Genomic DNA, 24514 nt, shown 5'->3' with positions numbered 1-24514 from the left:
TGCGGGCCAAGCTCGAAGTGAATCCATGGGAACTTGGGTCAACAGGTGCGCGGGTGTCTTGAATTGGGGCGGGTTCCCGGTCAATTCTTGTTGGCTCACCGAGGTAATTACTTGACAAAAAATGCCGTAAGTCCAATTATATCAGTAATTACTCTCAGTATTTACATTGACAAGATCAGCCTTCTCTGGTAAAGTTCTAGTGTGTGAACAGCGATGAGGTGTCACCATGCAAACCACGTACACCCTCTTTGGCCAGCGCCTGGTGGAAAAGGGCATTATCAAGCAACAGCAGCTTGACGAGGCCATTCACAAGCAGCAGACGACCATGGCTCACCGAAAGATCGGTGAGATTCTGGTGCGCCTCAACTACATCAGCAAGCACCACGTCACCGAAGGCCTGGCCGATCAGCTGGGCATCCCCATTGTAAAGCTCGCCGATCGCGAGATCCCCGAACGCATCCGCAGCCTGATCGACGGCGGCATCGCAACGCTCTACCGCGTTGTTCCGATTGAAGAGCGCGGCAACACCATTGTGATCGCGACCGCCGACCCCACCAACATCAACAACCTCGACAACCTCCGCCGCCTGCTGGACCGCGACGTGGATCCGGTGCTGGCGACCAACGAGGAAATCGGCGTCGCGTTGAACAAGTGCTACGGCCTCCAGGAAAACACGGTGGAGACCATGTTGTCGTCGGTGAGTTCGGCGAGCAGCATGAGCACGCTGAGCACCATGTCAAACCTGAGCTCGCTGGATTCGTCGATGAGCAGCCTGGGCAGCATGAGCGCCAGCGACATCAGCATGAGCAGCATCGGGATGGACTCCATCGACAAGGATGGGTTCGCGGCGGGGACGGACGAGGCGGAGGACGCGGACGACAATAGCCCGGTCATGCGCTACGTCAACCAGCTCATCCTGGAAGCGTTCCGGCTGCGCGCGAGCGATATTCACATCGAGCCGTCCAAGACGGACGTGAAGGTGCGCTACCGCATCGACGGCGTGATGCAGCTGATGCCCCCGCCGCCCAAGCGCGCGCAGGCCTCCATTATTTCGCGCTTGAAGATCATGTCCGGCATGGACATTACCGAAAAGCGCGTGCCGCAGGACGGGCGCATTAAGATGATGATGGGGGGAAAGATGGTGGACTTGCGCGTGAGCGCGCTTCCGGCCTACTACGGCGAGAGCGTGGTCATGCGTATCCTGGACAAGAGCGGTTTGCTGCTCGGCCTGGGCCAGCTGGGCTTTTCGCCGGAGCACCAGCGCCGCTGGGAGCAGCTCCTGGGGCTGAGCACCGGCGTTATCCTGGTCACCGGCCCGACGGGTTCCGGCAAGACGACCTCGCTCTACGCCTCCCTGCACAACCTGAACAAGCCCGACGTGAAGATCATCACGGTGGAGGACCCGGTCGAATACCAGCTCGCCGGCATCAACCAGGTGCAGATCCACCACGAAATCAGCTTCGACTTCACGCGCGCGCTGCGCGCCATTTTCCGCCAGGACCCGGACATCGTGATGGTGGGCGAAATCCGCGATAGCGAGACCGCCGAAATCGCGATCAAGGCGGCCCTCACCGGCCACCTGGTGTTCTCCACGCTGCACACGAACGACACCGCCAGTTCGTTCACCCGTCTTATCGATATCGGGATCAAGGCCTACCTCGTGGCGTCGGGCGTGCGCGCTATTCTGGCGCAGCGCCTCGTGCGGACGATCTGCACGAACTGCAAGGAGCGCTGCGAGCCCGATCTGACCGAGATCGGCCGCCTGGGCTTCCCGGTGAATATGGAGGAGGTGGAGCTGTTCCACGGCAAGGGGTGCGACAACTGCAACGACACCGGCCACGCGGGGCGTCTCGGCGTGTACGAGCTGCTGGTGACGAACGATCGCATCCGGCAGCTGCTCATGAAGAGCGAGACCGCGACGAACATCAAGCGCGCGGCCCGCGAGTCGGGCATGGTGACGATGCGCGAGGACGCCTGGAAGAAGGCGCTCAACGGCATCACGACCCTCGAAGAAGTAAACCGCAGAACCCGCCTGGACGATCCCCTCAAGAAGGTCGTTCGGCCGGATTAGTCCCCTGATAGATAGAAAGGCCCACCTGGGAGAAGATATACATGGCCTACGAGATGGTGAGTTTGCTCCGGATGCTGATCGACCGGGACGGTTCCGACCTGCACATTGCGGTCGACGACCCGCCGGCCGGCCGCGTGCACGGGCACATGCAGTTTTTCGGGGACAACCCGCTGACGGCCGAAGACACCGAGAGTCTGATGAAAAGCATCGCGTCGGTGGACAACCAGCAGGAGCTGCAGGAGGTCGGGGGGACGGACTTCGGTTTCGCGTTTGAGGACGTGGCCCGGTTCCGCGTCTCCGTCTTCAAGCAGCGCGGCTATGTGGGCATGGTGTTGCGCCTGATCCCGCGCACGCTCCTGACCTTCGAGGAAATCGGGCTGCCCATGGGGCTCAAGGAGATTATCTCCCAGCCGCGCGGTCTCATTCTGGTCACCGGCCCGACGGGTTCCGGTAAATCGACCAGCCTCGCGACGATGATCGACTGGATCAACATCACGTACGACCACCACATCATCACGATCGAGGACCCGATCGAGTACTACCACTACCACAAGAAGAGCATCATCACGCAGCGCGAGGTGGGCGTCGACGTGCCCACCTTCTCCGAGGCGCTCCGGCGCGCGCTGCGCATGGACCCGGACGTGATTCTCGTGGGCGAAATGCGCGACCTCGAAACGATCGAGGCGGCGGTGACCGCGGCGGAAACCGGCCACCTGGTGTTCGGCACCCTGCACACGACCGGCGCGGTGCGCACGGTGGACCGGCTGGTGGACGCCTTCCCGACCAACCAGCAGGAGCAGATCCGGACGCAGCTCGCGGGCAACCTCAAGGCGGTGATATCGCAGTCGCTGGTGCCGCGCAAGAGCGGGTTCGGCCGCGTGGCCGCGTTCGAAATCATGATCACGACGCCCGCCATCCAGAACCTGATCCGCGAAAACAAGACCTACCGTATCACGTCGGCCATCCAGACCGGCCACAAGTACGGCATGAACCTTCTCGACGAGCACCTTCTGGCGCTTTACCGCAAGGGGATCTGCAAGTACGAGGATTGCGCTTCCAGGGCGCAGTACCGCGACGAGTTCGAAGTCAACGCCCGGGCCCTCGGGCTCGAAGGAGGGCCCGCACCGGTCGCACCGGCGGCGGGTAAGGGATCATGAGCACACTCGGAAGCCGCGAAAAACAGCTCGGTGACATCCTGGTCGAGCAGGGCGTAATCAGCCCGCTCCAGCTGGACGAGGCGCTCCAGCGCCAGCGCCTGACGGGCGACATGCTCGGGCGCGTGCTGGTGACGATGGGCCTGTGCGAGGAGCAGGACATCATCGAGTCCCTCGGCGTGCAGTCCGGCATGGAGCGCGTCGACCTCTCCAAACTGAAGATCAGCGAGGAGGTCATCCGCACCGTCACGCCGGACGTCGCCAAGTTCTACAATATTATCCCGATCCGCAAGGCCAACGGCCGGCTGATCGTGGCGATGGCGGATCCGCTGAACCTCCAGGTGCTCGACGACCTCCAGCAGATCACCGGCCTCGAGGTGCAGGGCGCGGTCAGCAACCAGCAGGACGTTTCCAACGCCTGGAAGAACAACTACAGCTTCGAGGGCGAATCGCTCCACGAAATGCTGCTGGACCTGCAGGAGCGCGTTGGCACGGCGGAGCTGAGCCTGGAAGAGCAGAAGATCCAGGAAGTCCAGGGCGACGTCGACAACCTGGTGGAGCTGGCCCAGCAGCCCGAAGTGATCAAGATCGTGAACCTCGTGTTCCTGGAGGCCGTGCTCAAGCGCGCCTCCGATATTCACTTCGAGGTGTACGAGGATACCTTCCGCATCCGCGTGCGCGTGGACGGGATCCTGCTCGAGATCGTGAGCCCGCCCAAGCAGCTCGCGCTCGCGCTGACCTCGCGCATCAAGGTCATCTGCAACATGGACATCAGCGAGCGGCGCCTCCCCCAGGATAACCGCATCGAGCTGAAGGTTGGCGACACCATCATCGACATCCGCGTTTCCACGCTGCCGACCCTCTACGGCGAAAGCGTCGTCATGCGTATCCTGGACCGGAACGCCGTCAAGCACGACCTCTTCGCCCTCGGCTTCCCGAAAGACGTGTTCCACAAGATCGACGAAGTCATCCACAAGCCCAACGGCATCATGCTGGTGACCGGGCCGACGGGTTCGGGCAAGACGACCACGCTCTACGCCTGCCTGAACATCCTCAACCAGCCCGACGTGAAGATCATCACCACGGAAGACCCGGTCGAATTCCAGATTGATCGCCTGATCCAGTGCAACGTAAACGAGGACGTGGGCCTGACCTTCGCGCGCTGCCTTCGCTCGATTCTGCGCCAGGACCCCGACATCGTGATGGTGGGCGAGATCCGCGACCTGGAGACCGCGCAGATCGCGGTCGAGGCCTCCCTCACGGGCCACCTGGTGCTGAGCACGCTCCACACCAACAGCGCGCCCGAGACCATCACGCGCCTGCTCGACATGGACGTGGAGCCCTTCCTGATCACGGCGTCGCTGGAAGCGGTGCTCGCGCAGCGGCTCTGCCGGAAGGTCTGCCGCTTCTGCCGCGAGACCTACAAGCCCGATCCGAAGGAAATGGACGAGCTCGACATCCCCAAGAACTGGCGGGACGACCCGAAGTTCCAGCTGGTGAAGCCCAAGGGCTGCGTGAACTGCGAGTACACCGGCTACAACGGCCGCACCGGCCTGTACGAGATGATTACGGTGGATGAAAACATCCGGGACCTGGTGATCGAGCGCGCCATGGCCATGGACATCCGCGACTACGCCCGCAAGCACCTGGGCATGATGACGCTGCGCGAAGCCGGCCTCCTGAAGGCGGCCCAGGGCATCACCAGCGCCGCCGAAGTGCTCTACCACACCGACAGCTACAAAGAGTAAGCCAGGAGAACCCCCATGCCCAAGTACGCCTACAAGGCCTTGAACAAGGAAGGCAAGCAGGTATTCGGCGTAGTGCAGTCGGACAGCAAGGCGCTGGCGATCAACGACGTGCGCACGCTGGGGCTCTACCCGACGTCGGTGCGCGAGGCGACCAAGCGCGACGAGAAGCGGGCCCGCAAGGAGAAGAAGGGCATCGACGAGCTCTACTTCGGCGGCGTGAAGAACAAGGAAATCGTGGTGATGACGCGCCAGCTTTCCACGCTGATCGACGCGGGCCTGCCCCTGCTGCGCAGCATCAACGTGCTCATCGCGCAGCTCAAACCCTGCAAGCTGCGCGATATCCTCAAGGAATGCGCGCAGGACATCCAGACTGGCTCCACCTTCTCCGAGGCGCTCGCGAAGCACCCCCGGCAGTTCGACCGGCTCTACGTGAACATGGTCCGCGCCGGCGAGGTCGGCGGCCAGCTCGAAGTCGTGTTGCAGCGCGTGGCGAACTTCCTGGAACGCCGCGAAGCGCTCAAGCGCCGCGTCAAGGGCGCCATGGTATACCCGATCGCGGTGCTCGTCATCGCCGCCGCCATCGTGTCGTTCCTGCTTATCAAGGTGGTGCCCGTGTTTGCCGAAATATTCGGGGAACTCGGCGGCCAGCTGCCCGCGCCGACGCGCTTCCTCATCGCGGCGGGCGATTTCATGGTGTACAAGTGGTGGATCGTGCTCCTCGTGATCAATTCCACCATTATCACGATCAAATTGCTGCTCAAGATACGGTTCATCCAGCGCATCTTCGATATTGTGAGCCTGAAACTCCCGGTGCTCGGCGACCTGGTGACCAAGGTGGGCGTGGCGCGCTTCGCCCGGACCCTGGGCACCCTGATTACCTCCGGCGTGCCGATCCTCCAGGCGCTGAAAATTACGCGCGAGACCATCGGCAACAGCGTCATCCAGGACGCCGTCGACAAGGTCCACGACAGCATCAAGGAGGGCGACACCATCGCGGCGCCGCTCGACGAAACCAAGGTGTTCCCGCCGATGGTGGTCAATATGATCGACGTCGGCGAAGAGACCGGCCAGCTCGACGCCATGTTGAACAAGGTGGCCGATATTTATGACCAGGAAGTGGAGGTGGCCGTCGAGGCCATGCTGACGCTGATGGAGCCCATCATCATCGTGGTGCTGGGCGGTATCATCGGCTTCATCGTGGTGTCGCTGTACCTGCCGATCTTCACCCTGGGCGACCAGATCAATAACCCGGGCAGCTGACGACAGTCGGCCTAAATGAAGTCCATGGCCGGCGCCGGCGGCGCCGTCAGGGAGGAAACGAGCAATGAAACGGAACAAAGGTTTTACGCTGGTGGAGCTGCTGGTGGTGATGGCGATCATCGCCATCCTCGCCGCGATCGCCATCCCCAATGTGCAGCGCTGGATCGCCCGCGGGCGGGCCACCCAGGCGATCACGGAAATCAGGAACATGGAACTGGCGATCACGAAGATGCTGTCCGACGCCGGGCGCCCCGGCCTGGCGGACATCTTCGATCCGGAATACTTCGTGGACCAGCTCGGCGGCGACCACTATACGTGGACGGACAACGATTTCGAAGATGTCATCCAGGTATACACGGAAACCGTCACCGCGCTTCTCCGCAAGGGCCGCGGCGCGCTGGACACCAACCAGCGCACCAGCACCAATGGAATTAACCTCATGCGCGTGGACGTGGTGCGGAATCTGGGCACGTCGTACATGACCGATCTGGCCTACGATCCGTGGGGCAACCTGTACCGGGTGTACCCCGGGCCGTGGCCGGCGCGCTATGGCCTGATCCCGTTCCGCGTGTATCGCGCGGTGGAACCGGCGCCCGGCACGCCGATGCTTCCGGGCGACAAGCCCGCCGACCTCGAGGACGCCCTTACGCTGGTGTCCGGGGCGGGTTTCAGCCTGATTGACCCGGGGACCGGCGAGATCATTGAGCGTATTGGCGCGCCCGCGAACAAGCAGAAGGAAGTGTACATCTGGTCCTACGGCGCAAACCTGAATAGCGGCCAGGCGCGTTACACCGCCCCGGACCCGAACAATCCGGGCGCCGTGACCTACACGCCGAACAGCCTTTCGAACTACGAAGATGGACAGGAGCCCGAGTTGATGGGCGGTGGCGACGACATCAACAACTGGGACAAAGAGCAGTCCTTCATGGTGTTCTACAACTGATTTGAGCGGGCGCCGGCCGTGCCCGCGCGGGCCGGCCGGCGCCGCCTTTCCCCCGCGGCGGGACCCCGGCGGGCGGCACAGGAGACCTGAGATGAACGGCGGACAACGCAAGGCGAACACCGGCTTCACGCTGGTGGAGGTGCTGGTGGTGCTGGGCGTGATCGCGCTCCTCTCGGCGATCGCCATCCCCGGCCTCGCGCGGCTCGGCGCCTTCTCGCGCGACGAGTTCAAGCGCGCCGTCTCCGAGGTGGACAAGCACCTGCGCGCCGCGCAGATCTACTCCCGCACCTACAACGTCAACGCCGCCGTGGTCTACAGCATGGACAACTACGCCGCCGAGGAGGCCTGGGGCGCCGTGGCCAACCAGCCCGTGGCGCGCCCGGTCGTCGATTCGTTCTCCGGCGCTCCCGTCCGCCAGATCGAGGCGGCCGCCGTGATGTACCAGCTTCCCTCGACCATGGGCCCGATTTCGGGCATGTATGTGCCGATCCCCGGCGAGCTGGGCGAGTTTACGCCGCTGCCCTTCGGCATGACCATCCTGCTCCAGGATCCGAACCCGCTCAGCGTAGGCGGCGCGCCCGCGACGTGGGCGCCCTACTACTCGGAGTTCGATTACTCGAACTACGCCCGCTTCGATGCCGATGTGAACGTAATCGGGAGTCTGGGCATGAGTGGCGTTCAGGTCGCCCTGGGGATGCCCGTCGGCCTGTCGGGAATCGATTTGCTGAATTACATGTCGGCCCCGGGCAATTGGAGTGCGGCGGCCTTTCCCGCGCACGTCTTCAGGCCCGGCGGGCGGCTCGCCGTGCCGGATCAGTTTGAAGATCCCGAGTGCGGCGATTGCGGGCGAGAGCGCTACACCATGTTCATCGCCCCCGGGGCGGACCGCCCGCTCGAAGAGCGGCTGATCTTCCCCGAATCGACAAGCTTCGACGACGGCAGTGGCGGTTCCAACCTCCGCCACCGCAAGATCTACCTGCACAGGTCCACCGCGCGCATCAGCGTGCCGGACGATTTCTGATGAGGTGCGCCATGTATCGGACAGACAACCGCGGATTCACGCTGATCGAGGTCATGGTCGCGCTGACCATCCTGTCGATCGGGATTATCGCCATCATGCGGCTCTTCCCGCAGTCGGTGCGGCAGACCCGCCTGGCCAACGAGCGCCAGCAGACGGCGTTTCTCGCGAAGACGGAACTCGGCCAGCTCCGCGCCGGCGGCATCGAGGGCCTGCTCGCGTGGGCCAGCGCCAACGCCTACCGGAACATGGAGGCGGCGGGCGGCAGCTACGGCATGTACAAGTCGTGGACCAGCTCCGTGCAGCGCGTCAGCAGCGACGTGGACCTCTACCGGGTCACCTTCAATGTCGAAATGTACGACGGCCGCCGCGAGCGGTTTGTCACCTATGTCACGCAACCATAACGAGGCGCCAGGGATGGGCACGAACATAACGCGAGTAAAACGGCGGTCGGCGGGCTTCACCCTCACCGAACTGCTGGTCGCCATGGCGATCTTCCTGATTCTCGGGGCGGCCCTGTCCACCCTGTTCACCTCGGCGGTGCATTCCGTGCGCCAGGGCTACGCCAGCATCGCGGCCTTCGAGCAGGGCCGCATGGCGATGACCACGATCAGCCGCGACCTCAACGGCGCCTTCACCAGCCGCGAATTTGGCGATATGTACAACTTTTACGGGCGCCACGACGCCTTCATGTTCGTCGGGGCGCTCGAAGACGGTAAGCTCGGCCGCGTGACCTACGCGTTTCACCCCGAGCTGAAGAATCCGCCCTTCCGCACGACGCTCCGCGAGCCCTGGCTCACCATCCGGCAGGCGGTGCACCGGCAGGCCTCCCGCCTCTTCCGGGAGCAGGGCCTTTCCGGAACCGCCGTGGCCAACCAGGCCAACGCCGTCGTGGACAGCCTGGTGGTCGCGTATGGCCTCGGAACCGTCGCCTCGGACGTGCCCGACGACGCCATCGTGGAATTGAATGTCGAGCTCCAGCTCGAAAGCCTCATCCGCTTCGAGGAGCCCGGCCTGAGCGACCTCAACACCTTCAACATGACCGTGGAGACCGGCTTAGAACTGCCTTGGCCCTATATCGACCCCGTCGACCCAACCGAGGATCAGCTGTCCGCCTCTCCGGAAGGCGCGGCGCAGTTGGAGTTCGTCGTTTCCGCACTGAACCCGGTCCCGGGCAACAACGCCACCGATCTGCGGTCCAGGTATCAGGACATCAACTATCCGCCCATTCAACCGGGCGGCTGGGCGCACCCGATCACGGGCGACCGGCTCTACCTCCGCGTCCTGGGCCGCGATACCTTCCAGCAGATTATCAACGCCCGCAAGCGGGAGTTTTGGGTGCGCTGGCTCTCCGGCGACATCTACGACGGCGCATTCCGCGCCATCACGCCGTACTGGTACGACGAGGACTCGGTGCTCCCGAACACCGATCGCAAGATCGTGAACGAGTACGTGGTGGCCGACGGGGTCATCGCGCGCGCCTCGGTCTTCAATCCCGCCTTCAGCGCGCCGATCCCGGTGGGCTTCGGCGTCTTCGAGCCCATCGACGCGCTCGACGCGGACCTCCGCTTCACCTACGGCAACGGGGAACACGTCCCGCTCCCGTATTTCAACGATTTTCAGAACCTGCGCGATCCGGACGATCCAGATGCGGCGGATCCGCGGATGCGGAGCGTGCCCATGCTGGTGAACGGCGGCGCCGCGATCAACAACGCGGACCTCGTTATTGCGGACAACCGGCTGGCGGACAACCTTCTGGGCGATCGCTCCAGCAGGAAAAACCTGGGATCGCCTCTGGCGCCCCGGATCCCGGCCGTGGTCACGCCGCAGATCTGGATAACGCGGTCCAAGCGCGATCCCAACGCCGCCGATGTGCGCCGGTTGTTTATTCAGGCCATTCATGTGCCCTCCGCCCAGGGGCGATCGTCCAGCACGGCGATCGCGCAGGGGCCGGGCGGCGCGCTGTAGCGGCGCGCGGTGGCGGTGGCCCGGCGGGACGGATCCCGCGGGCGGTGCGGGCGCGGGCCATTGGGGCCGGCGCCGGGCAGTGGAGTGGGCCGCAGGGAATGCGGCGAGCGAGAGGTGTAGTACGGATGAACACGATGCACAGCACAAGGCGGCGCAAGCGCGCCGGTGAACGCGGCGCCGCGCTCATTATCGCCGTCGCGATTATGACCGTCCTCCTGGCGGTCGCCCTCACCTTCTACGGCGTCAGCCGCGCCGAAGTGGACAACGCCACCAACGTGCGCAACACCGTCCAGGCCGATTTGCTGGTCGACGGCGTCCTGGCGCAGGTGATGTCCGAGCTCAACCGCGATTTCCTGAAGCACCCCAACGCGACCTCCACCGACTTCAAGCCCTTCGTGCTCTACAACGGCGCCTGGGCGGCCGGCAAGCAGTGGGCCCTGCGCAACGGCGTGCCATTGCAGGCGGGCGGCGTGCCCCTGGTCGACCTGTCGCCAGTCACCATGCCCGAAGTCGGCTTTACCCGCCCGGATGGAACCGTCTTTTACAGCGAGCGGCTTTTCGGCGGGCCGCTCTCGCGCGACTGGCTGTACTACCCGCGCATTGAGGGTTCCACGCCCTACCTCTACGCCGAAAACGCCGTGGATCTTGGCGGGCCGCCGAGCGTCCTGCCCGCGAGTAATTTCTTCCTGGCGGACCGCGACCGCCCGCCCTTTGTCACGCCGGCCTTCTTCGGCGCGGGCGACCTGAACGCCAACTTCATTCCCGACATCTACGACGGCTTCTCGCAGGTTCCCCAGCTCTATCCGCTCGAATGGATCCACACCTGGACCGATATCGACAACGACGGCGACGGCCTGCGCGACTCCATCTGGATCCCGATCGCGCAGGACAAGTTCTTCAGCGGCGGCGAGGTAATCAATGAATTCACCGGCGCCCGGATGTTCGACGACGGCATCGACAACAACCTCAACGGCCTGGTGGATGAATCCCCCGAACGCGGCGATGGCCCCACGGAACTGGGGATATTCGTTTATCACGGCTTGGGCCCGGATCGCGTCAGCGGCGACGGGCTCGACAACGATGGCAATGGTCTCGTTGACGATCCCGCGGAGGATAAGTATTTCCTCACCGCGCCCCTGCCGGGCATTACGATTCCAATCGACTTGAATGGCGATGGCGTCGTGCCCGACCTGGTGCCGGATATCAACGGGAATCTGGTTCCGCTCACAATTACCTTGCCCGATCAGATTACGGTTCCGGTACTGGGTGAACCTGGCGGAACGGTCACCTTGACGGCGGCTGATGTCGATCGCATCGACAACGACCTCGACATGCTCATCAACGACTACCACGTGTATGCGTATGTCATACCCGCGGCAGGCGACCTTCAGGGCTTCCGCGACTCCGGCGTTAAGGATGCTACTCCTTTCAACGCGGGCAATTCCATCATCGAAGCGAACATCGCCACAAGCAACGGCAGCGACGCGGTGGCCCGGCTCAAGGAATACACGCGGATAAACAAGGACCTGCTCGGCAGCCCCTCCCCCGCGAATCTCGATGTGCAGGTCTTCCCGGCCAGTGGGGCCTACGGCCCCGGACTGGGAACCACGGTGAACTATCGGGGGCTGAACATCGGGACGCGCATCATCATCACGCACTCCGGCGAGCCGGTGTGCGATCTGGCGGGGCGCGCGGCGGTGCTCGTGCGCGACGAGGCCGGCAAAGTGAACGTAAACGTGGCCGGCGGCCACAACTACGACCCGCTGCTCGACGGTGTCGTGCGATCGCTCGGCCGCGGCGCCACGACGGCGGAGATCGAAACCCGCAACCTGCCCGATCTCGGCGTCGCTACCGCTCGCCACCTCTGGGCTCTCCGCACCGGCACGCCCAAGGACGTCCCCACACAACCGGGCTATGAGGCGGACATCGCGTTGCCGGGCTACGGGCGCGTGGACGACAACGCGAACGCGCTCTTCACGGCGCTCAACGGCATCGACGACGACGGCGACGGCCTGATCGACGAGGGGCTCTACCTGCCGCCGCTGAGCCCGCGCGCCGAGGCCTACCTGGCCGGCGATCCCATGAGCGCGGCGGACGCGGGTCTGGCGCGGTTGGAACTCGCCGAGACGCGGTACGCCGAGTACTACGCGCAGCTCGGCGCCTTCGAGGGCATCGACGAGCCCGGCGAGCTCCAGCGCTACCGCCCGCTGCGCAACCTCGTGGCCGAGGACGCCAACCCCTACAACATCAGCGGCTTTGTGGACGGCATCGACAACGACGGCGACGGCAGCATCAACGAGGTGGGCGAGCTCGGCGACCTCCAGCTTCAGGACACGCTCCAGGTGGACCGCGCAGTTCAGATTGGCGCCGGCACCCGCGATCTCCTCCAGCCGTACATTTCGGCCTACAGCGCCGATCGCAACGTGAACTACGTCGCCGCCAGCAGCGGCATCCGCGCCCTCAACAAGCTCGACTACAACTTCGCCACGACCCAGCAGATCGCCGCCAACCTCGTCCTCTCCAACGGCTACGAGGCCGTCACCGCGCGTCCGGTGGTGGCGGATCCAACCATCCCCGAGCAACTCGCGGCCAACCGCTTTGCCGATGGCCTGCGCCAGGCGGATGTCCATATCCGGTCCAACACAAGCGGACTCATGTGGTACACGGGCGCCTCCGGCCCGACCGCATCCGTCCCCGAGTTCCCGGCCGATCCGGTGCTCCGCGCGATGCAGGCGGCGGTCGATATCGTGGACAACCGCGACCGCGACCACAGCCGCTCCGTGCTCAGCACCGAGCGCCAGCGCCGCCTCCCGCAGCAGGCCGGCGCGCCCTTCGTCTACGATCCCTTCCCGCAGAACCAGGGCATCCGCTCGCGCATCCCCGAAGGCGAACTCTTCCCGCTCGGCGAACTGCAGGATCACCTCCGCACCACCATGGATCTCAGCCGCACCCTCGAAATCATCGACGACTGGTGGATGTTCGAGGCGGGTGTTGCGGGCGAATTCGGGAACCCCGAGGAGCGCCGGATTTCCTACACGGTCTCCGGCAACGAGGCGGTACGCATCAACGAAATCATGGTCCGCGCCGTGCGGCGCGTTGAGGCCGAGGCGGTGACCGGACCATTACCCGCGGCAGATCCCATGAACGGCGAGCCGTTCCTGGTCAATTTTAATCCGAACCCATTCACACGCACCGGCGGGCCGGCGATTCTTCCCCAATTTAATGTTGTTCGGGAAGCTGGCGCGGCCTGGACACTGACGAATGGTGGATACCTGGGTGATCGGTCCTATTTCACCGCGACGAACAGCACCGATATCATCGAGTTCACCCTCAACGCCACGGACGGCCTTCCTCCCGGCCGGTACTACCTCAAGGTAAACACCGTCGCCATGAACGGGGAGTCGGTTATCCCAACCACCGAACTTCCGCCGCCGTATGACGGTTTGGGGTTTCCCCTCCTGCAGAGCGCGGTAAAATACCGGCACCGCACGGCGGGTGGCCAGCCGCAGCAGTCCATCATCCAGGATTTCGCCGATGGGATTAACCATTTTCAAAACATTACCGATCCGCACATTGGCGGCGCGGTACCCGGCGCCCCGAGGGGCTGGGCATTTGTGGACGGTACGCGCGGCGGAGCCGGAAACGGAGATCTCTATCACTTGGATGGCCTTCCCGACGATCCGCCGCCGGTTCCGGGCCCCGTGGTATTCCCCAGCACACAGCCGATCGCGGGTGTAGAAACTTTTACGATTACGGTACCCCCAGCGGGATCGAGCTACGAACTTCGCGTCGCGTTTCGCATGAATCCCGCGCTGGTGGCGGCGCTGAATGCGGGCGGTGATACCTACACCGTGGCGATCAATGCGCTCGATTTCAGCCAGGAGCCGGATCACGAATGGCTCGAACTCGTTAATGTTTCCGACGAGATTGTGAACATCGGCGGCTGGGAAATGGAAGTGGGCATTCCGGATCGCCCCCAGGTTCCGCGCGATCCGTTCAAGAGCACATGGAAAGTGCCTCAGAACACCGAAATTGCACCGCGCGGCAAGGTTTTGCTCGCTTTCAGTAAGTTTGATTTCTTTCGCGATGGCGTCGCCAACCACCGAATCGCCGACAACGGTATGGGGCTTGCCGATGGCACGCCGCTGCCTTTTACCGGGGGCGTATTGACGAACGGATTGGTCACGGTGCCCCCGATTGCCGATACGAGTCCCCTGATACCACCCGCGTCGCCGCTGTATAACGCGTTATTTGACTTGACTGGCAGTGTTTTCCAGCGCTTCACAAACCCGAATACAGGCGCATTGACGGATTACGTGGACCATGATGGCGACGGGCGGACCGCGCTTTATGCCGATTCTTCCCTCGATAACCTGCCCAACGATTCCGTCGTGGCGAGTTCGAAGGATTTCGAGAGCTTTTTCACGAGCGCCGAGGGTAACCTGCCGTGGGACCGGATCATCCAGTTGGAAGAGGATTCAATTCTCACGTCCCAGAATCCCTATTCCGCGACACCCATTCCCATCCGGCTGAGCGATGTGGACGATGTGGATGATGTGGCGGCGCTCGTTCTTCGGGGCGGCGTCTTCCCCAACTATCCCGAGCAGGATGGGATCGACAACGACGGCGATGGCGGCTACATGACTGCGGCGGGCATCTACATTCCGGGCGTCCTCGATCTCGACATGGTGGATAATAACCTCGATGGCTTGATCGATGAGCGTGGGGTGGATGGCGTATTCCAGTCCGTGCGGAATAGCGAAGGCGTGGACGAAGGCAGGCTGCTATTGAACACCGATGTGCCCACGGACACCCACTGGGTGCCGGGCGGCACGCCCTGGCGCTTCTTCGGGCCCGGGAGCTATGAGCCGGTAACGATGCCCTACCTTTTCATGACCGATCGCCAGCAGTACGCGGATCCGGCCTACCAGGTGGCGTTTGATGGCGGCAACGGCGTTGGAATCAGCGTGCTGAGCGGTGTTTCCGTGCAGAGCTTCGGCGATGCGGCGGCGAGTCCACTGTCGCCCACATTTCTTTCGGTGAATGCGCCGTATATCGGATCCACTGCCAACGATCCGGTGGAGTGGAGAGCGTTTGCCGAACGCCGCTGGAATCCCGGCGATAACGTGATTGTGACCCTGTACGAGGGTGCGGCCACGGCGGGGAAGGTCGTAGATCGCGTGACTTATCGCGAATACGATGTCATCAACAGAACGATCGATGACCTTGCATTCAATCTTATCGATACGAACGACGACGGAACGCCTGATACGCCCTTGACCGTCAATGCGGCGTATCCGACCATCTGGCCGCCGAACCAGATGGGTGTTGACTTCTACCGCAGCCTGGAGCGGAAGCATCCGCTGTACAACGGCGATCGCTTCGGCACGGAGAACCGCTGGCAGGCGACGGACGGCAACTACGACGATTGGGCCGACAGCCTGAGCTACTTCGAAGCGGAGCTTTTTTCGCCGCCGGGCGGACCTCCGCTCCAGATCAATGACAATGCTGTTGTCGATCTTCGCCCGCGCTTCGTCCAGCACCCCGATTTCCCGAATACGAACCTGGCGGTGCTGCAGCGAAATCAGCGACTATTCGGACACGCAATGTCGGGTACTCCACTGCGAATGAACACGGCCACACGGATGATGGAGAATCCGCCGGACATCGAGTTGCTTCTGGCGGGCGCGGCGGATCCGCGCCAGTTCCCGGATCCCTTCGACCATTTCCGAACTCGAGAGGACGGTACGTTCGCGTCGAACCCTACCCCGTCGCAGGCGGACCAACGCTGGAACCTGTCGCGGGCGCAGGTGGCGAACCGGTCGTACGAGTCGCCGGCGGATCTGATGCGCGTGCCGCACCAGATCTACCTGCACGACGCGGTCAATACGTCTGGCGGCTCCGCATTCGTTCGCGACATGACGATGCTGAACCTCAACCTCCAGGGCCTTACGGGAACCGCCGACGGACTCTCGATTACGCAACCCATCGCGCTTCGCGGGGCGACGCTGGGCCAGGAGTCGCTGGACGGCGCGGTTTCGGGCAATATCCTGGCGTCGGCGGTAAACAGCCTGGCCCTGGGCTCGAAGGTGCTGACGATGGGGCAGGCGGAGTTCCGCCCGATCCGTCCGGACTTTTCCACGGTCAACGCAAACAACGATCTGATGAACTGGGTGGACAATCCGGGGAGCAGTTTCCCGGACGATCTGCTGGCGCCGGGGACGTGGGCGCCGGTGTTCCTGTTTGAACTGCCGACGGACGGCCCGCGCGCGAACCTGGATCACTTCTCGAACTACCCGTCCTACGTGGACGGGAGCCCGTCGCCGGGCGATTTTAACCTGCACTACCTGTTTAATGCGGCGTACCTGAACAATACCGGCAACTTCAACGGCGTGAACATCGGCGACAACGACTTCACGGATCGCTGGCCGCTGGAGAAGCGGGTGGCGATGTTCGTGAGCGAAAACCGCGGGACGGCCCAGGCGCCCGAGGGCCTGTTCATCTGGGACGGCGAGGACGGCCTGGAGAACGGGGAATACATCCTCTATGTGGGCACGTTCCTGCCGCAGATGCGGGAGCGGATCGAACAGGCGGCGAAGCACGCGGCCAACGTGGTGACGGTGGCGACGAACACGGCGGTACCGGTGCGGGCGAAGGCGAACGCCGCGCTGATCAACCCGGGCGCGGCCGGCCTCGAGCTGGACAACGGGCAAATCGTGCCGGTGGATCCGGTGGCGAAGTCGATCATCACGCGCGACCCGACCAACCCGCGCGCATCGCTGGCGGGGCAGCTCTTCGAGCCGATCTACGCGCTGGACGTGATCACGGATCCGAGCGAGGCGCGGGGCCAATCCGACCCGACGTCGGCGTCGCGGACCAAGCCGGGCGGCCTCATCCACCCGGATGAATGGACGCCGACCACGCGCTACCAGGCGGGCCCCGACGGCTACATCTTCTACGGCAACAACGCCGTGGGCGGGTGGAAGCCGCAGATCGTGCGCGTGACGGACAACTTCCTGGCGCTGCGCGTGCGGAATCTGGGCGCGCCGGGCCAGGTGGGCGCGCTCACGCATATCGTGCTCGCGCCCCGCAAGCGGACGGCGGGCCGGATCAACGTGAACACGGCGGATACCCGCCTGCGCGAAGTTACGAGGCAAAGAAATGGCGACCCTACCAGGGTCGACGAGCTCTACAATTCCTTGCTGGGCCTTCCCGGGGTGGTGGATGTGGGGAAAACCGTGCAGCCGGGGAACGCGCCAAACGTGCTCGCGGGCGATATTCCGCCCCTGGCCAACATTGTGCTGCGGGCAAGCAACGATATTCCGGTCGTCGATCCGGCGCTCGGGCGCCGTCCGTGGGCGCCGCCGGGCGGACCGCCGTACTCGCCGGCGATCCACTTCTACGACGGGACCACGCCGCCGCTGCGGAACCGGTACAACGAGATCCCGGGCGTGGACACCGACCTCCTGGTGCCGGCACCGGTTCCGATTCCGTTGGATCCGCGCGACATGATTAACGATGCGGCAGATCCCGACGAACACCAGATCGGCGCGTTCCGGATGGCGGCGATGATGCAGGCGGGCCGCACGGAACACGCGGACGGGCGCTACTACCGGAGCACGGGCGATCTCCTGCGCAACGAGAACGCGTTCGACTTCAACTATATTTACGGCCGCGCCGACGTGCCCAATCTAACCGGCGTCGTGACCGATGGCGTGGAAGACCTGGCGGTGTACCCGCTTTCGAACGAGGCCAACCCGGCGAAGCGCTTCGACGAGGTCCGCGCGCGCTTTGCGCGCCTGGGCAACCTCGTGACGACGCGGTCGGACGTGTACAAGATCATCATGACCGTGGAGGCGGGTTACGGCGTCGATCGAAACAACGACGGATTCATCAACTACCGGGATCCGAACGAATTTGTGACCACGGCGCGGACCAAGGCGTCGGCGGTGTACGAGCGCCGGAGCCCGTCGGACCTGTCCGGCGGCCTGGACTGACGCAGCCGGATTTGAAGGTGCGAAGCAAGCAACGGGCGGCCCGGAAGCGGGCGCCCGGAATCCAGGGCGGGGTTCCACCGAGGAGCGAGAGCAGTATGTGGTACGGACGAAAAGGCGGATGGGCCGGCGCGCTGGCGCTGCTGGCGCTGCTGGCGGCGGGGGGCGCGCGCGCGGCTGTAATCGATGTGTGCGCGACCTGCCCGGAGACAACACTGGACGGCGCCCTCGCGGCGGCGGCCCCGGGCGACGTGATCGTGCTGGACGGCCCCACGGACGTAACGGATCCGGCGGTGGACTATACCCTCGGCTCGGCGCTGGTGATCGACGGCAACCTGGCCGGCCTCACGATCCGGGGGAAGAGCTCGGCGCACCCGCACAGGATCCGCATCGTCGGGCCCGGCGGCGCGCCGGTGATTACCGTGGAGGAAAACTTCAGCTTCACGATCAGCGGCGTGACCATTACCGGCGGGACCACCGGCATCCTGGCGATGCAGGGCAGCGACGTGGACATCCGCCGCGTGCTCTTTGACAGCATCGGCGGCGTCAGCGTCGATTGCGTCGACCCCGCCGAGGTCTACATGGCGGCCTCCATCGTGTCCGGCGGCACGGGCGACGCCGTCCGCATCGACCAGGGCGGCGCGCTGAACATCACGCAGTGCACCTTCCTCGACACCACGGGCGGCGTGAACGCGATCGACGGCGTGGCCACCATCGAGGCGACCCTCATTCACAATTGCGGTGCGGGCGTGGCCGGCACGGACACCACGCTCGATGTGGGCGGGCTGTGGGTGACGGACGGCGGCGGCAATCCGCTACCGCTGCCCGCGGGCGTGACCGACGCCCACGAAGTGACCGATACGCTCGATCCGGCGATTGTCTTCAGCGCCGATCCGGACGCGTTCCCGGGCGAACTCGCGGACCTGACGCAGGTGCGCCGCACCGGCGCGGACTCCGCCACGCTGAGTTCGGTGGAATTCTTCAGCCGCGACTTCGGCAACCTGGGCCGCTCCTCCTCCGACCTGGTGGTCGGCGCGGACGAGGAAACCGCCGATATCACCGCGGCCACGTGGACCGAATGCTACATCATCCAGCGGGGCCAGCAGCGCCGCTGGATCGGCGAGGGCCCGATCACGATCCAGGTGGTGACGCCGACGGTGGATCTGACCAACGCGGTGATCTGGATCGCTAATCCCCTGCAGGGCGCGTCCGTGTTCGACGCGAACAACCGCATCGGGCCCCTGGACGTGAATCCGGTGAGCGCGGTCGACGCGACGTTCGCGTTCGTGGACTACAACGTGGTGCTGGAGAACTTCGAGACGGAGTTTCCGGCCATCGCGGACGTAAACACGGACAACTACGAGATCTTCATCCACGCGACGGGCGGCCTGCCCGACGGAGCCGATGTCAATTTCCTCGACGAGAGCGACACGGCCGGGAGCCAGGCCTTTGTCGGGCGCCGCTTCGGCTTCGACAGTATCCCGCCGGTGATCGTGACGAATTTCAACCTCCTGGCGGACCAGTACTTGAGCGGTTTTACACTTACGGGCGATGCCGGGCCGCCTCCGGAATTGAATATCGCGACCCCGGTGCCCGGGAACTGGGGCGCGGGCGCCCTCTTGGGTGAAACTGGCGCGAACGCGGGCTACCTCAACGGGACCACCGGCGATCCCTCGGTCTTCTTCGACCTGCCCAGGAACGGCATTGGGATTTCGCTGACCTTCACGGACGTCGGGTCCGGCTTCGCGATTGACGGCCTGCCGGATGGAACGATCACCTACACGGCGCCGGGGGAAAAGGACGCCGTGCTCTACCGGAACTTCGCGGGCGTGCCCGGCATGGCCTGGTGGACGCCGAACTCCGAGTCCGCGGCGGAGCTGATCAACAGCGCCGCCGAGCTGACCGTGACGTACAACAACGTGGGCGGGAACACCCTGGAGACCTCCTGGCTCTTCACGGACCTGCTGCACGATGGCGTGAACCAGTGGCACGCGATCGCGAATGTCCGCGTGACGGACCTGGCCGGTAACGAGGCGACGCTGGATCCCTCCGGCCAGACCTTCATCCCGCTGAAGCCATTCCACCTGTGGTGGTTCCCGAACGTGCGGGGCGAACTCCGGGCCGGGCCATCGGGCCAGGAAGTGGCCGACCCGACCTTCACCTGGGGCATCAGCCGCCTCGGCGGCGGCCAGGACCCCAAGGACCCGTTGCCCTGCTTCTCCACCGTCCGCTGGCGGGTCTGGGGCGCGGACGCCGCGGGGGCGCAGTTCACGTCCTGGACGGACATCTCGGGCGGCTGGAGCGCCTGGATGAACCCGGCCAACAAGACCATCACCCTGGACACCATCTTCACCGGGACCACGCGGCTGCGGGACCTGCTCGTTGGCCCCCCGGGATCGGAGTACCTGATTTCGGTGCAGGGCTACGACGAGGCCGGTAATATGCAGGCCGGCGGCGCCTTCGGCAATCTGGCGAGCGTGGCCGATCTGGAGGCGGCGGTCTATGACTACCGCCGCTGGACCGATCCCGGCGCGGACGCCTCCCTCGGGCTCGACACGCAGGTCGTGACGGAGTTCTGGTACGAGCGGGCAGGCGGCACCATCGGCAACCGCACGCGGGATGCCGGGGAGCAGGGGCTGGGTTCGCTCGCTCGCATTCCGTTGCCGCCCGCGGAAACCTGCGAGCGCGTGGAGGCGGGCTTTTCCATCCGGATGACCCTGCCCGACGTGGTGCCTACCGCGGCTGCGCGCGGGGTGGCGTTTGAACTGTACGAAGACGGGCGTCTTGTGGCAAGCGGCCAGATACCCGGCGGGCCGAACCTGACGCTGGTGGCGCCGTATGATCTGCTGGCGAACCCCGGCTTCATCGTGGCGCCGTTCCTGAACAATTCCGAGTGTTTCCCCGGCGTCAATGATCGTCTGGGTGACGACGGCCCGATTGGCCTCGAGCCGCCGGCGCGCCAGCGGGACGTCAAGTATACGGCCCTGTTCAGCAGTTTCTACGAGGAATCGCCGGGTAACGCCGTTTTCGACCGCACCCCGGCGACGGTGGAATTCACGGTGACGTCGGGCCGGGAGCGCGGGGAAAAGGACGACCAGCCGATCAAGTCCTTTGTCAAGGATTAACGCGTGTAATTTTTGGGATTATTGTTTATAATGGACGCCGCTTATGACAGGGAATGCTCCGGGCGCCCGCCATGATTGACGCTGGCGGGTTCCCAGGGTTCCGCCGTATGGGCGGTAGATTGGACCTACAGGATGCCGGGGCGGAGGAAGCCGAGGAAGAGTCCAAGCCTTTCGGGTGTTGCCGGCCGGGCAGCGCGCTGGGGCCGGATCTACCTTCCGGGGCTGCTGCTCGTGGCGGTGATGGCGGCGGGGTGCGGTTCGAGGGAACCGGATACGGCGGTGAAGATTGACAGCGCCCCGGAGTCGGGGGCGCGGGTGCTGGTGGAGGGCGGCTACACGGGAGAGACGCCGGTGACGTTCACGGGCCTGCCGCCCGGCCGCTACAATGTCCTGCTGCAAATGGATCGGTACCGGGACACGGAGGACGCGATCCGGGTGACGGTGGGCGAGCCGCAGGCGTATGTTATCGAGATGGAGCCCCTGGTGGGGTATCTGACGGTGGAGTCGAGGCCCGAAGGGGCGGAGGTGATCCTCAACGGAAGCGATCGCCTCGGCGTGACGCCGATCCGGCGTCACCCGCTGGGAGTGGGAGAGCACCAGTTCGAGGTGCTGCTGGAGAATTACTACTCGTATAAATCGGACATGCTGGACGTCAAGGCGGACCACCAGTACGGGACGAATACGACGATAAATTTGAAGCCCCTTGAGGGGCGCCTGATCGTGACGTCCACCCCGACGGGCGCGACGATATGGATCAACGGCGGCAAGCGGCCCGAGGTAACGCCGAAGGATTTCACGCTGCCCCCGGGGAACTATATTGTCGATGTTCACGCCCCGGGCCATATTATGACGGGTGATCGGGTCAAGTTGGAGCCGAACCAGGAGGTTCGGGTTTCGCTGACCATGAAGCCTGGGAATGTCCCGCCGGGGATGGTGCTGGTGCCGGGCGGCCCCTTCATTCGCGGGGCGGCGAACCGGGCCCCCGACGAGGCCCCGCTGGACACCATTGACGTGCCCGCATTTTACATTGACAAATACGAGGTAACTAACGCAGAATTCAGGGATGTATTTCCGCTGCATGAATTTCCGGAGGGGTTGGAGAACTATCCCGTGACCGGTGTGTCGTGGAATATGGCCGTCGATTTCGCCAAGGCGGTCGGCAAGCGCCTGCCGACGGAGTTGGAGTGGGAGAAGGCGGCGCGCGGGCCGGACGGACTCGAGTTCCCGTGGGGTAACGAGTTCGACCCGACCCTCTGCAACATGATTGGCACGGGCCTGAATGCGCCCGCGGAGCGCGGTCGCTTTATCGAGGGCATGTCGCCATACGGGGTGGTGGACATGGCTGGGAACGTTTACGAGTGGACACAGGACTGGTACCAGGCCTACCCCGGGAACCGTTTTGTAACGAAGGACTACGGCCAGATTTTCCGCGTACTACGGGGCGGATCGTTCCGCTCCGAGCGCTTTGACGTGCGAACCGCGAAACGGCATTTTGACCGGGTATCGGCGACGCGCGAGGATTACGGGTTCCGTTGCGCGATTAGCGCGCCGGAATCGAGTGCGAGGTAAATTGTTGTCAAACAGGCAGGGGTCTTGACAAGCGTTTAAGCGTGCACTACAATAACTCTCAAGGGTTTACGATAAATCGGGAAATAGGGTAATTAACACTTTTTACCCTCTGCGGGCGCAGCGTGCGCCGGAACAACGAATTGAACGCCTGTGGGACGGCAGGCGGGGCCGTAACACGGGGGGAATGGGAACAGAGTGACTTATGGCTGGATTAACAGGCGGACGTAAAAAGCGTTTGGTGCTGGACATTGGTGCGAGTGCAATCCGCCTGGCGGAATTGGCGCAAACCAAGGCTGGCTTCCAGCTGGTGAAGTACCACCAGCGAGAGTTCAACTCGGACCCGGCGCAAGACGAGGAAGAGCGCAAGGCGCTCAAGCAGAAGGCCCTGGCGGAACTCCTTAAGGAGGCCAAGGTCCGCACGCGCAAAACGATCTTCGGCGTGCCGGGCCAGTCGGTGTTCACGCGCAGCCGATCGCTGCCGCCGGTGCCGGAATACAAGGTCAGCCAGATCGTCCGCTACGAAATCCAGCAGCAGATCCCCTTCTCGCTCGACCAGATCGCCATGGACTACCAGATCCTGGGGCGCACCGAGGCGGGCGGCTACGATGTGATGATGGCGGCGATCAAGGTGGACGTGGTCGACAAGCTGATCGACATCCTCCAGGCGTCTCGCAAGACCATCGATATTGCGGACGTCAACCCGCTGGCGGCGTACAACTGGCTGAAATACACGGGGGAATTCGGAAATTCGTCGGAGTGCGTCGCCCTCATCGACATTGGCGCGGCCACGACGGACATTGTGATCGAGCGGGAGGGGCAGTTCCGCTTCACGCGCCCGCTCAACCTCGGCGGTAACGACATTACGCTCGCCATCGCGTCGGCTTTCGGCATGAAATTCGCCGACGCGGAGCGCCTCAAGCGCCAGCGGGGCTTCGCGCCCACCGGCGATCCGAACACCGACGGCCAGGGCGGCGAGGTCATCGGAAATGTTTTGCAGCGCATGGTCTCGGAGATCATGCGATCATTCGCCTACTTCCGCTCCCTTCCGGGCGGCGGCCAGGTGAACCGGGTCGTTTTGTGCGGCGGCGGCGCGTGCCTCCGGAACATTGTTCCCTTCATGCAGCGCCAGCTCGGGCTGGAGGTGCGCATCGCGCAGCCGCTGGCGGGGCTGGCGGTGGCCCCGGGCGCGCAGCCGGTCAGCGAAAAGCCGGAGCAGGCCTGCTGCGTTTTGGGCATGGCCCTGCGCTGCCAGCAGTCGGTCGCCCTCGAAATCAACCTGATCCCCCCGCGCGTGCAGGAAGCGGCGCGGCGCCGGGAAGCGGCCTTCTACTGGGGCCTGTCCATCGCAACGCTCGCGCTCACGATGGCGTGCATTATCCCGCAGAGCGCCAAGGAAAACGAGAAGGTCCTGGAGGAAATCACACGCGTCCAGGAGCGGATCCGCCAATATGATCCGGAGGTGGTCCTGCGTGGCTTCCAGGATGCCAACGTGCCGCCTTCCTCGAAATTGAACGAATTCCAGCAGGTCCGGAACCAGATATCGGGCTTGCAGGCGCAGGTGGAAAAACTGGACAAGGAACGCAATCTCCGGCAGTTCTGGCTGGAGGAAATGTCCCTGGTCAACGACGCGCGCCCCGAAAAAATGTGGTTCAGCGCCATTGAGA

Annotated in this window: 12 protein-coding genes; all 12 read left to right on the top strand. The window is 64.2% G+C overall.

Translation table 11 applies throughout. The features are described 5' to 3' along the window. The first annotated feature begins 226 nt into the window (after positions 1–226). A complete protein-coding gene (gene tadA, locus KF886_23165; protein ID MBX3180261.1) occupies positions 227–2071 on the top strand; it encodes a Flp pilus assembly complex ATPase component TadA in 1845 nt (614 codons plus the stop codon). Positions 2072–2112: 41 nt separating this feature from the next. After that, positions 2113–3228: a type IV pilus twitching motility protein PilT gene (locus tag KF886_23160; GenBank protein MBX3180260.1), complete on the top strand. Its 1116-nt coding sequence runs from the start codon at positions 2113–2115 to the stop codon at positions 3226–3228. Next, on the top strand, positions 3225–4973 hold the full coding sequence (gene tadA, locus KF886_23155) for a Flp pilus assembly complex ATPase component TadA (GenBank protein ID MBX3180259.1): 1749 nt from the start codon (positions 3225–3227) through the stop codon (positions 4971–4973). The genes KF886_23160 and tadA (KF886_23155) overlap by 4 nt, the downstream gene beginning before the upstream one ends. Before the next feature lie 15 nt (positions 4974–4988). Next, the gene (gspF, locus tag KF886_23150) at positions 4989–6233 is read left to right on the top strand and encodes a type II secretion system inner membrane protein GspF (GenBank protein MBX3180258.1); all 1245 of its coding nucleotides are present in this window, start codon (positions 4989–4991) and stop codon (positions 6231–6233) included. 64 nt (positions 6234–6297) lie between these two features. After that, a complete protein-coding gene (locus KF886_23145) occupies positions 6298–7176 on the top strand; it encodes a prepilin-type N-terminal cleavage/methylation domain-containing protein (protein MBX3180257.1) in 879 nt (292 codons plus the stop codon). A gap of 91 nt (positions 7177–7267) precedes the next feature. Beyond that, complete coding sequence (locus KF886_23140; GenBank protein MBX3180256.1) at positions 7268–8197, top strand: prepilin-type N-terminal cleavage/methylation domain-containing protein; 930 nt, start codon at positions 7268–7270, stop codon at positions 8195–8197. Between the two features lie 11 nt (positions 8198–8208). Further along, a complete protein-coding gene (locus KF886_23135) occupies positions 8209–8598 on the top strand; it encodes a prepilin-type N-terminal cleavage/methylation domain-containing protein (GenBank protein ID MBX3180255.1) in 390 nt (129 codons plus the stop codon). Between the two features lie 13 nt (positions 8599–8611). Beyond that, the gene (locus KF886_23130) at positions 8612–10162 is read left to right on the top strand and encodes a prepilin-type N-terminal cleavage/methylation domain-containing protein (GenBank protein ID MBX3180254.1); all 1551 of its coding nucleotides are present in this window, start codon (positions 8612–8614) and stop codon (positions 10160–10162) included. Between the two features lie 125 nt (positions 10163–10287). Beyond that, positions 10288–18159, top strand: a complete 7872-nt coding sequence (locus KF886_23125) for a hypothetical protein (GenBank protein MBX3180253.1) — start codon at positions 10288–10290, stop codon at positions 18157–18159. A 95-nt stretch (positions 18160–18254) separates the two neighbouring features. Beyond that, positions 18255–21281, top strand: a complete 3027-nt coding sequence (locus KF886_23120; protein ID MBX3180252.1) for a hypothetical protein — start codon at positions 18255–18257, stop codon at positions 21279–21281. A gap of 279 nt (positions 21282–21560) precedes the next feature. Then, complete coding sequence (locus KF886_23115) at positions 21561–22850, top strand: SUMF1/EgtB/PvdO family nonheme iron enzyme (GenBank protein ID MBX3180251.1); 1290 nt, start codon at positions 21561–21563, stop codon at positions 22848–22850. Between the two features lie 202 nt (positions 22851–23052). Continuing rightward, on the top strand, positions 23053–24514 hold a 1462-nt coding region (pilM, locus tag KF886_23110; GenBank protein MBX3180250.1), incomplete at its 3' end, for a type IV pilus assembly protein PilM.

Source organism: Candidatus Hydrogenedentota bacterium (genome assembly GCA_019637335.1).
In the GTDB taxonomy this organism is placed as follows: domain Bacteria; phylum Hydrogenedentota; class Hydrogenedentia; order Hydrogenedentales; family JAEUWI01; genus JAEUWI01.
The sequence above is the reverse complement of the archived record's forward strand: the minus strand, read 5'-3'. Positions and strand labels throughout refer to the sequence as shown.

What these genes read in the sequence shown, in the direction of transcription:
- tadA (MBX3180261.1), top strand. Translation starts at nt 227, where the DNA reads ATGCAAACCACGTACACCCTCTTTGGCCAGCGCCTGGTGGAAAAGGGC.
- KF886_23160 (MBX3180260.1), top strand. Translation starts at nt 2,113, where the DNA reads ATGGCCTACGAGATGGTGAGTTTGCTCCGGATGCTGATCGACCGGGAC.
- tadA (MBX3180259.1), top strand. Translation starts at nt 3,225, where the DNA reads ATGAGCACACTCGGAAGCCGCGAAAAACAGCTCGGTGACATCCTGGTC.
- gspF (MBX3180258.1), top strand. Translation starts at nt 4,989, where the DNA reads ATGCCCAAGTACGCCTACAAGGCCTTGAACAAGGAAGGCAAGCAGGTA.
- KF886_23145 (MBX3180257.1), top strand. Translation starts at nt 6,298, where the DNA reads ATGAAACGGAACAAAGGTTTTACGCTGGTGGAGCTGCTGGTGGTGATG.
- KF886_23140 (MBX3180256.1), top strand. Translation starts at nt 7,268, where the DNA reads ATGAACGGCGGACAACGCAAGGCGAACACCGGCTTCACGCTGGTGGAG.
- KF886_23135 (MBX3180255.1), top strand. Translation starts at nt 8,209, where the DNA reads ATGTATCGGACAGACAACCGCGGATTCACGCTGATCGAGGTCATGGTC.
- KF886_23130 (MBX3180254.1), top strand. Translation starts at nt 8,612, where the DNA reads ATGGGCACGAACATAACGCGAGTAAAACGGCGGTCGGCGGGCTTCACC.
- KF886_23125 (MBX3180253.1), top strand. Translation starts at nt 10,288, where the DNA reads ATGAACACGATGCACAGCACAAGGCGGCGCAAGCGCGCCGGTGAACGC.
- KF886_23120 (MBX3180252.1), top strand. Translation starts at nt 18,255, where the DNA reads ATGTGGTACGGACGAAAAGGCGGATGGGCCGGCGCGCTGGCGCTGCTG.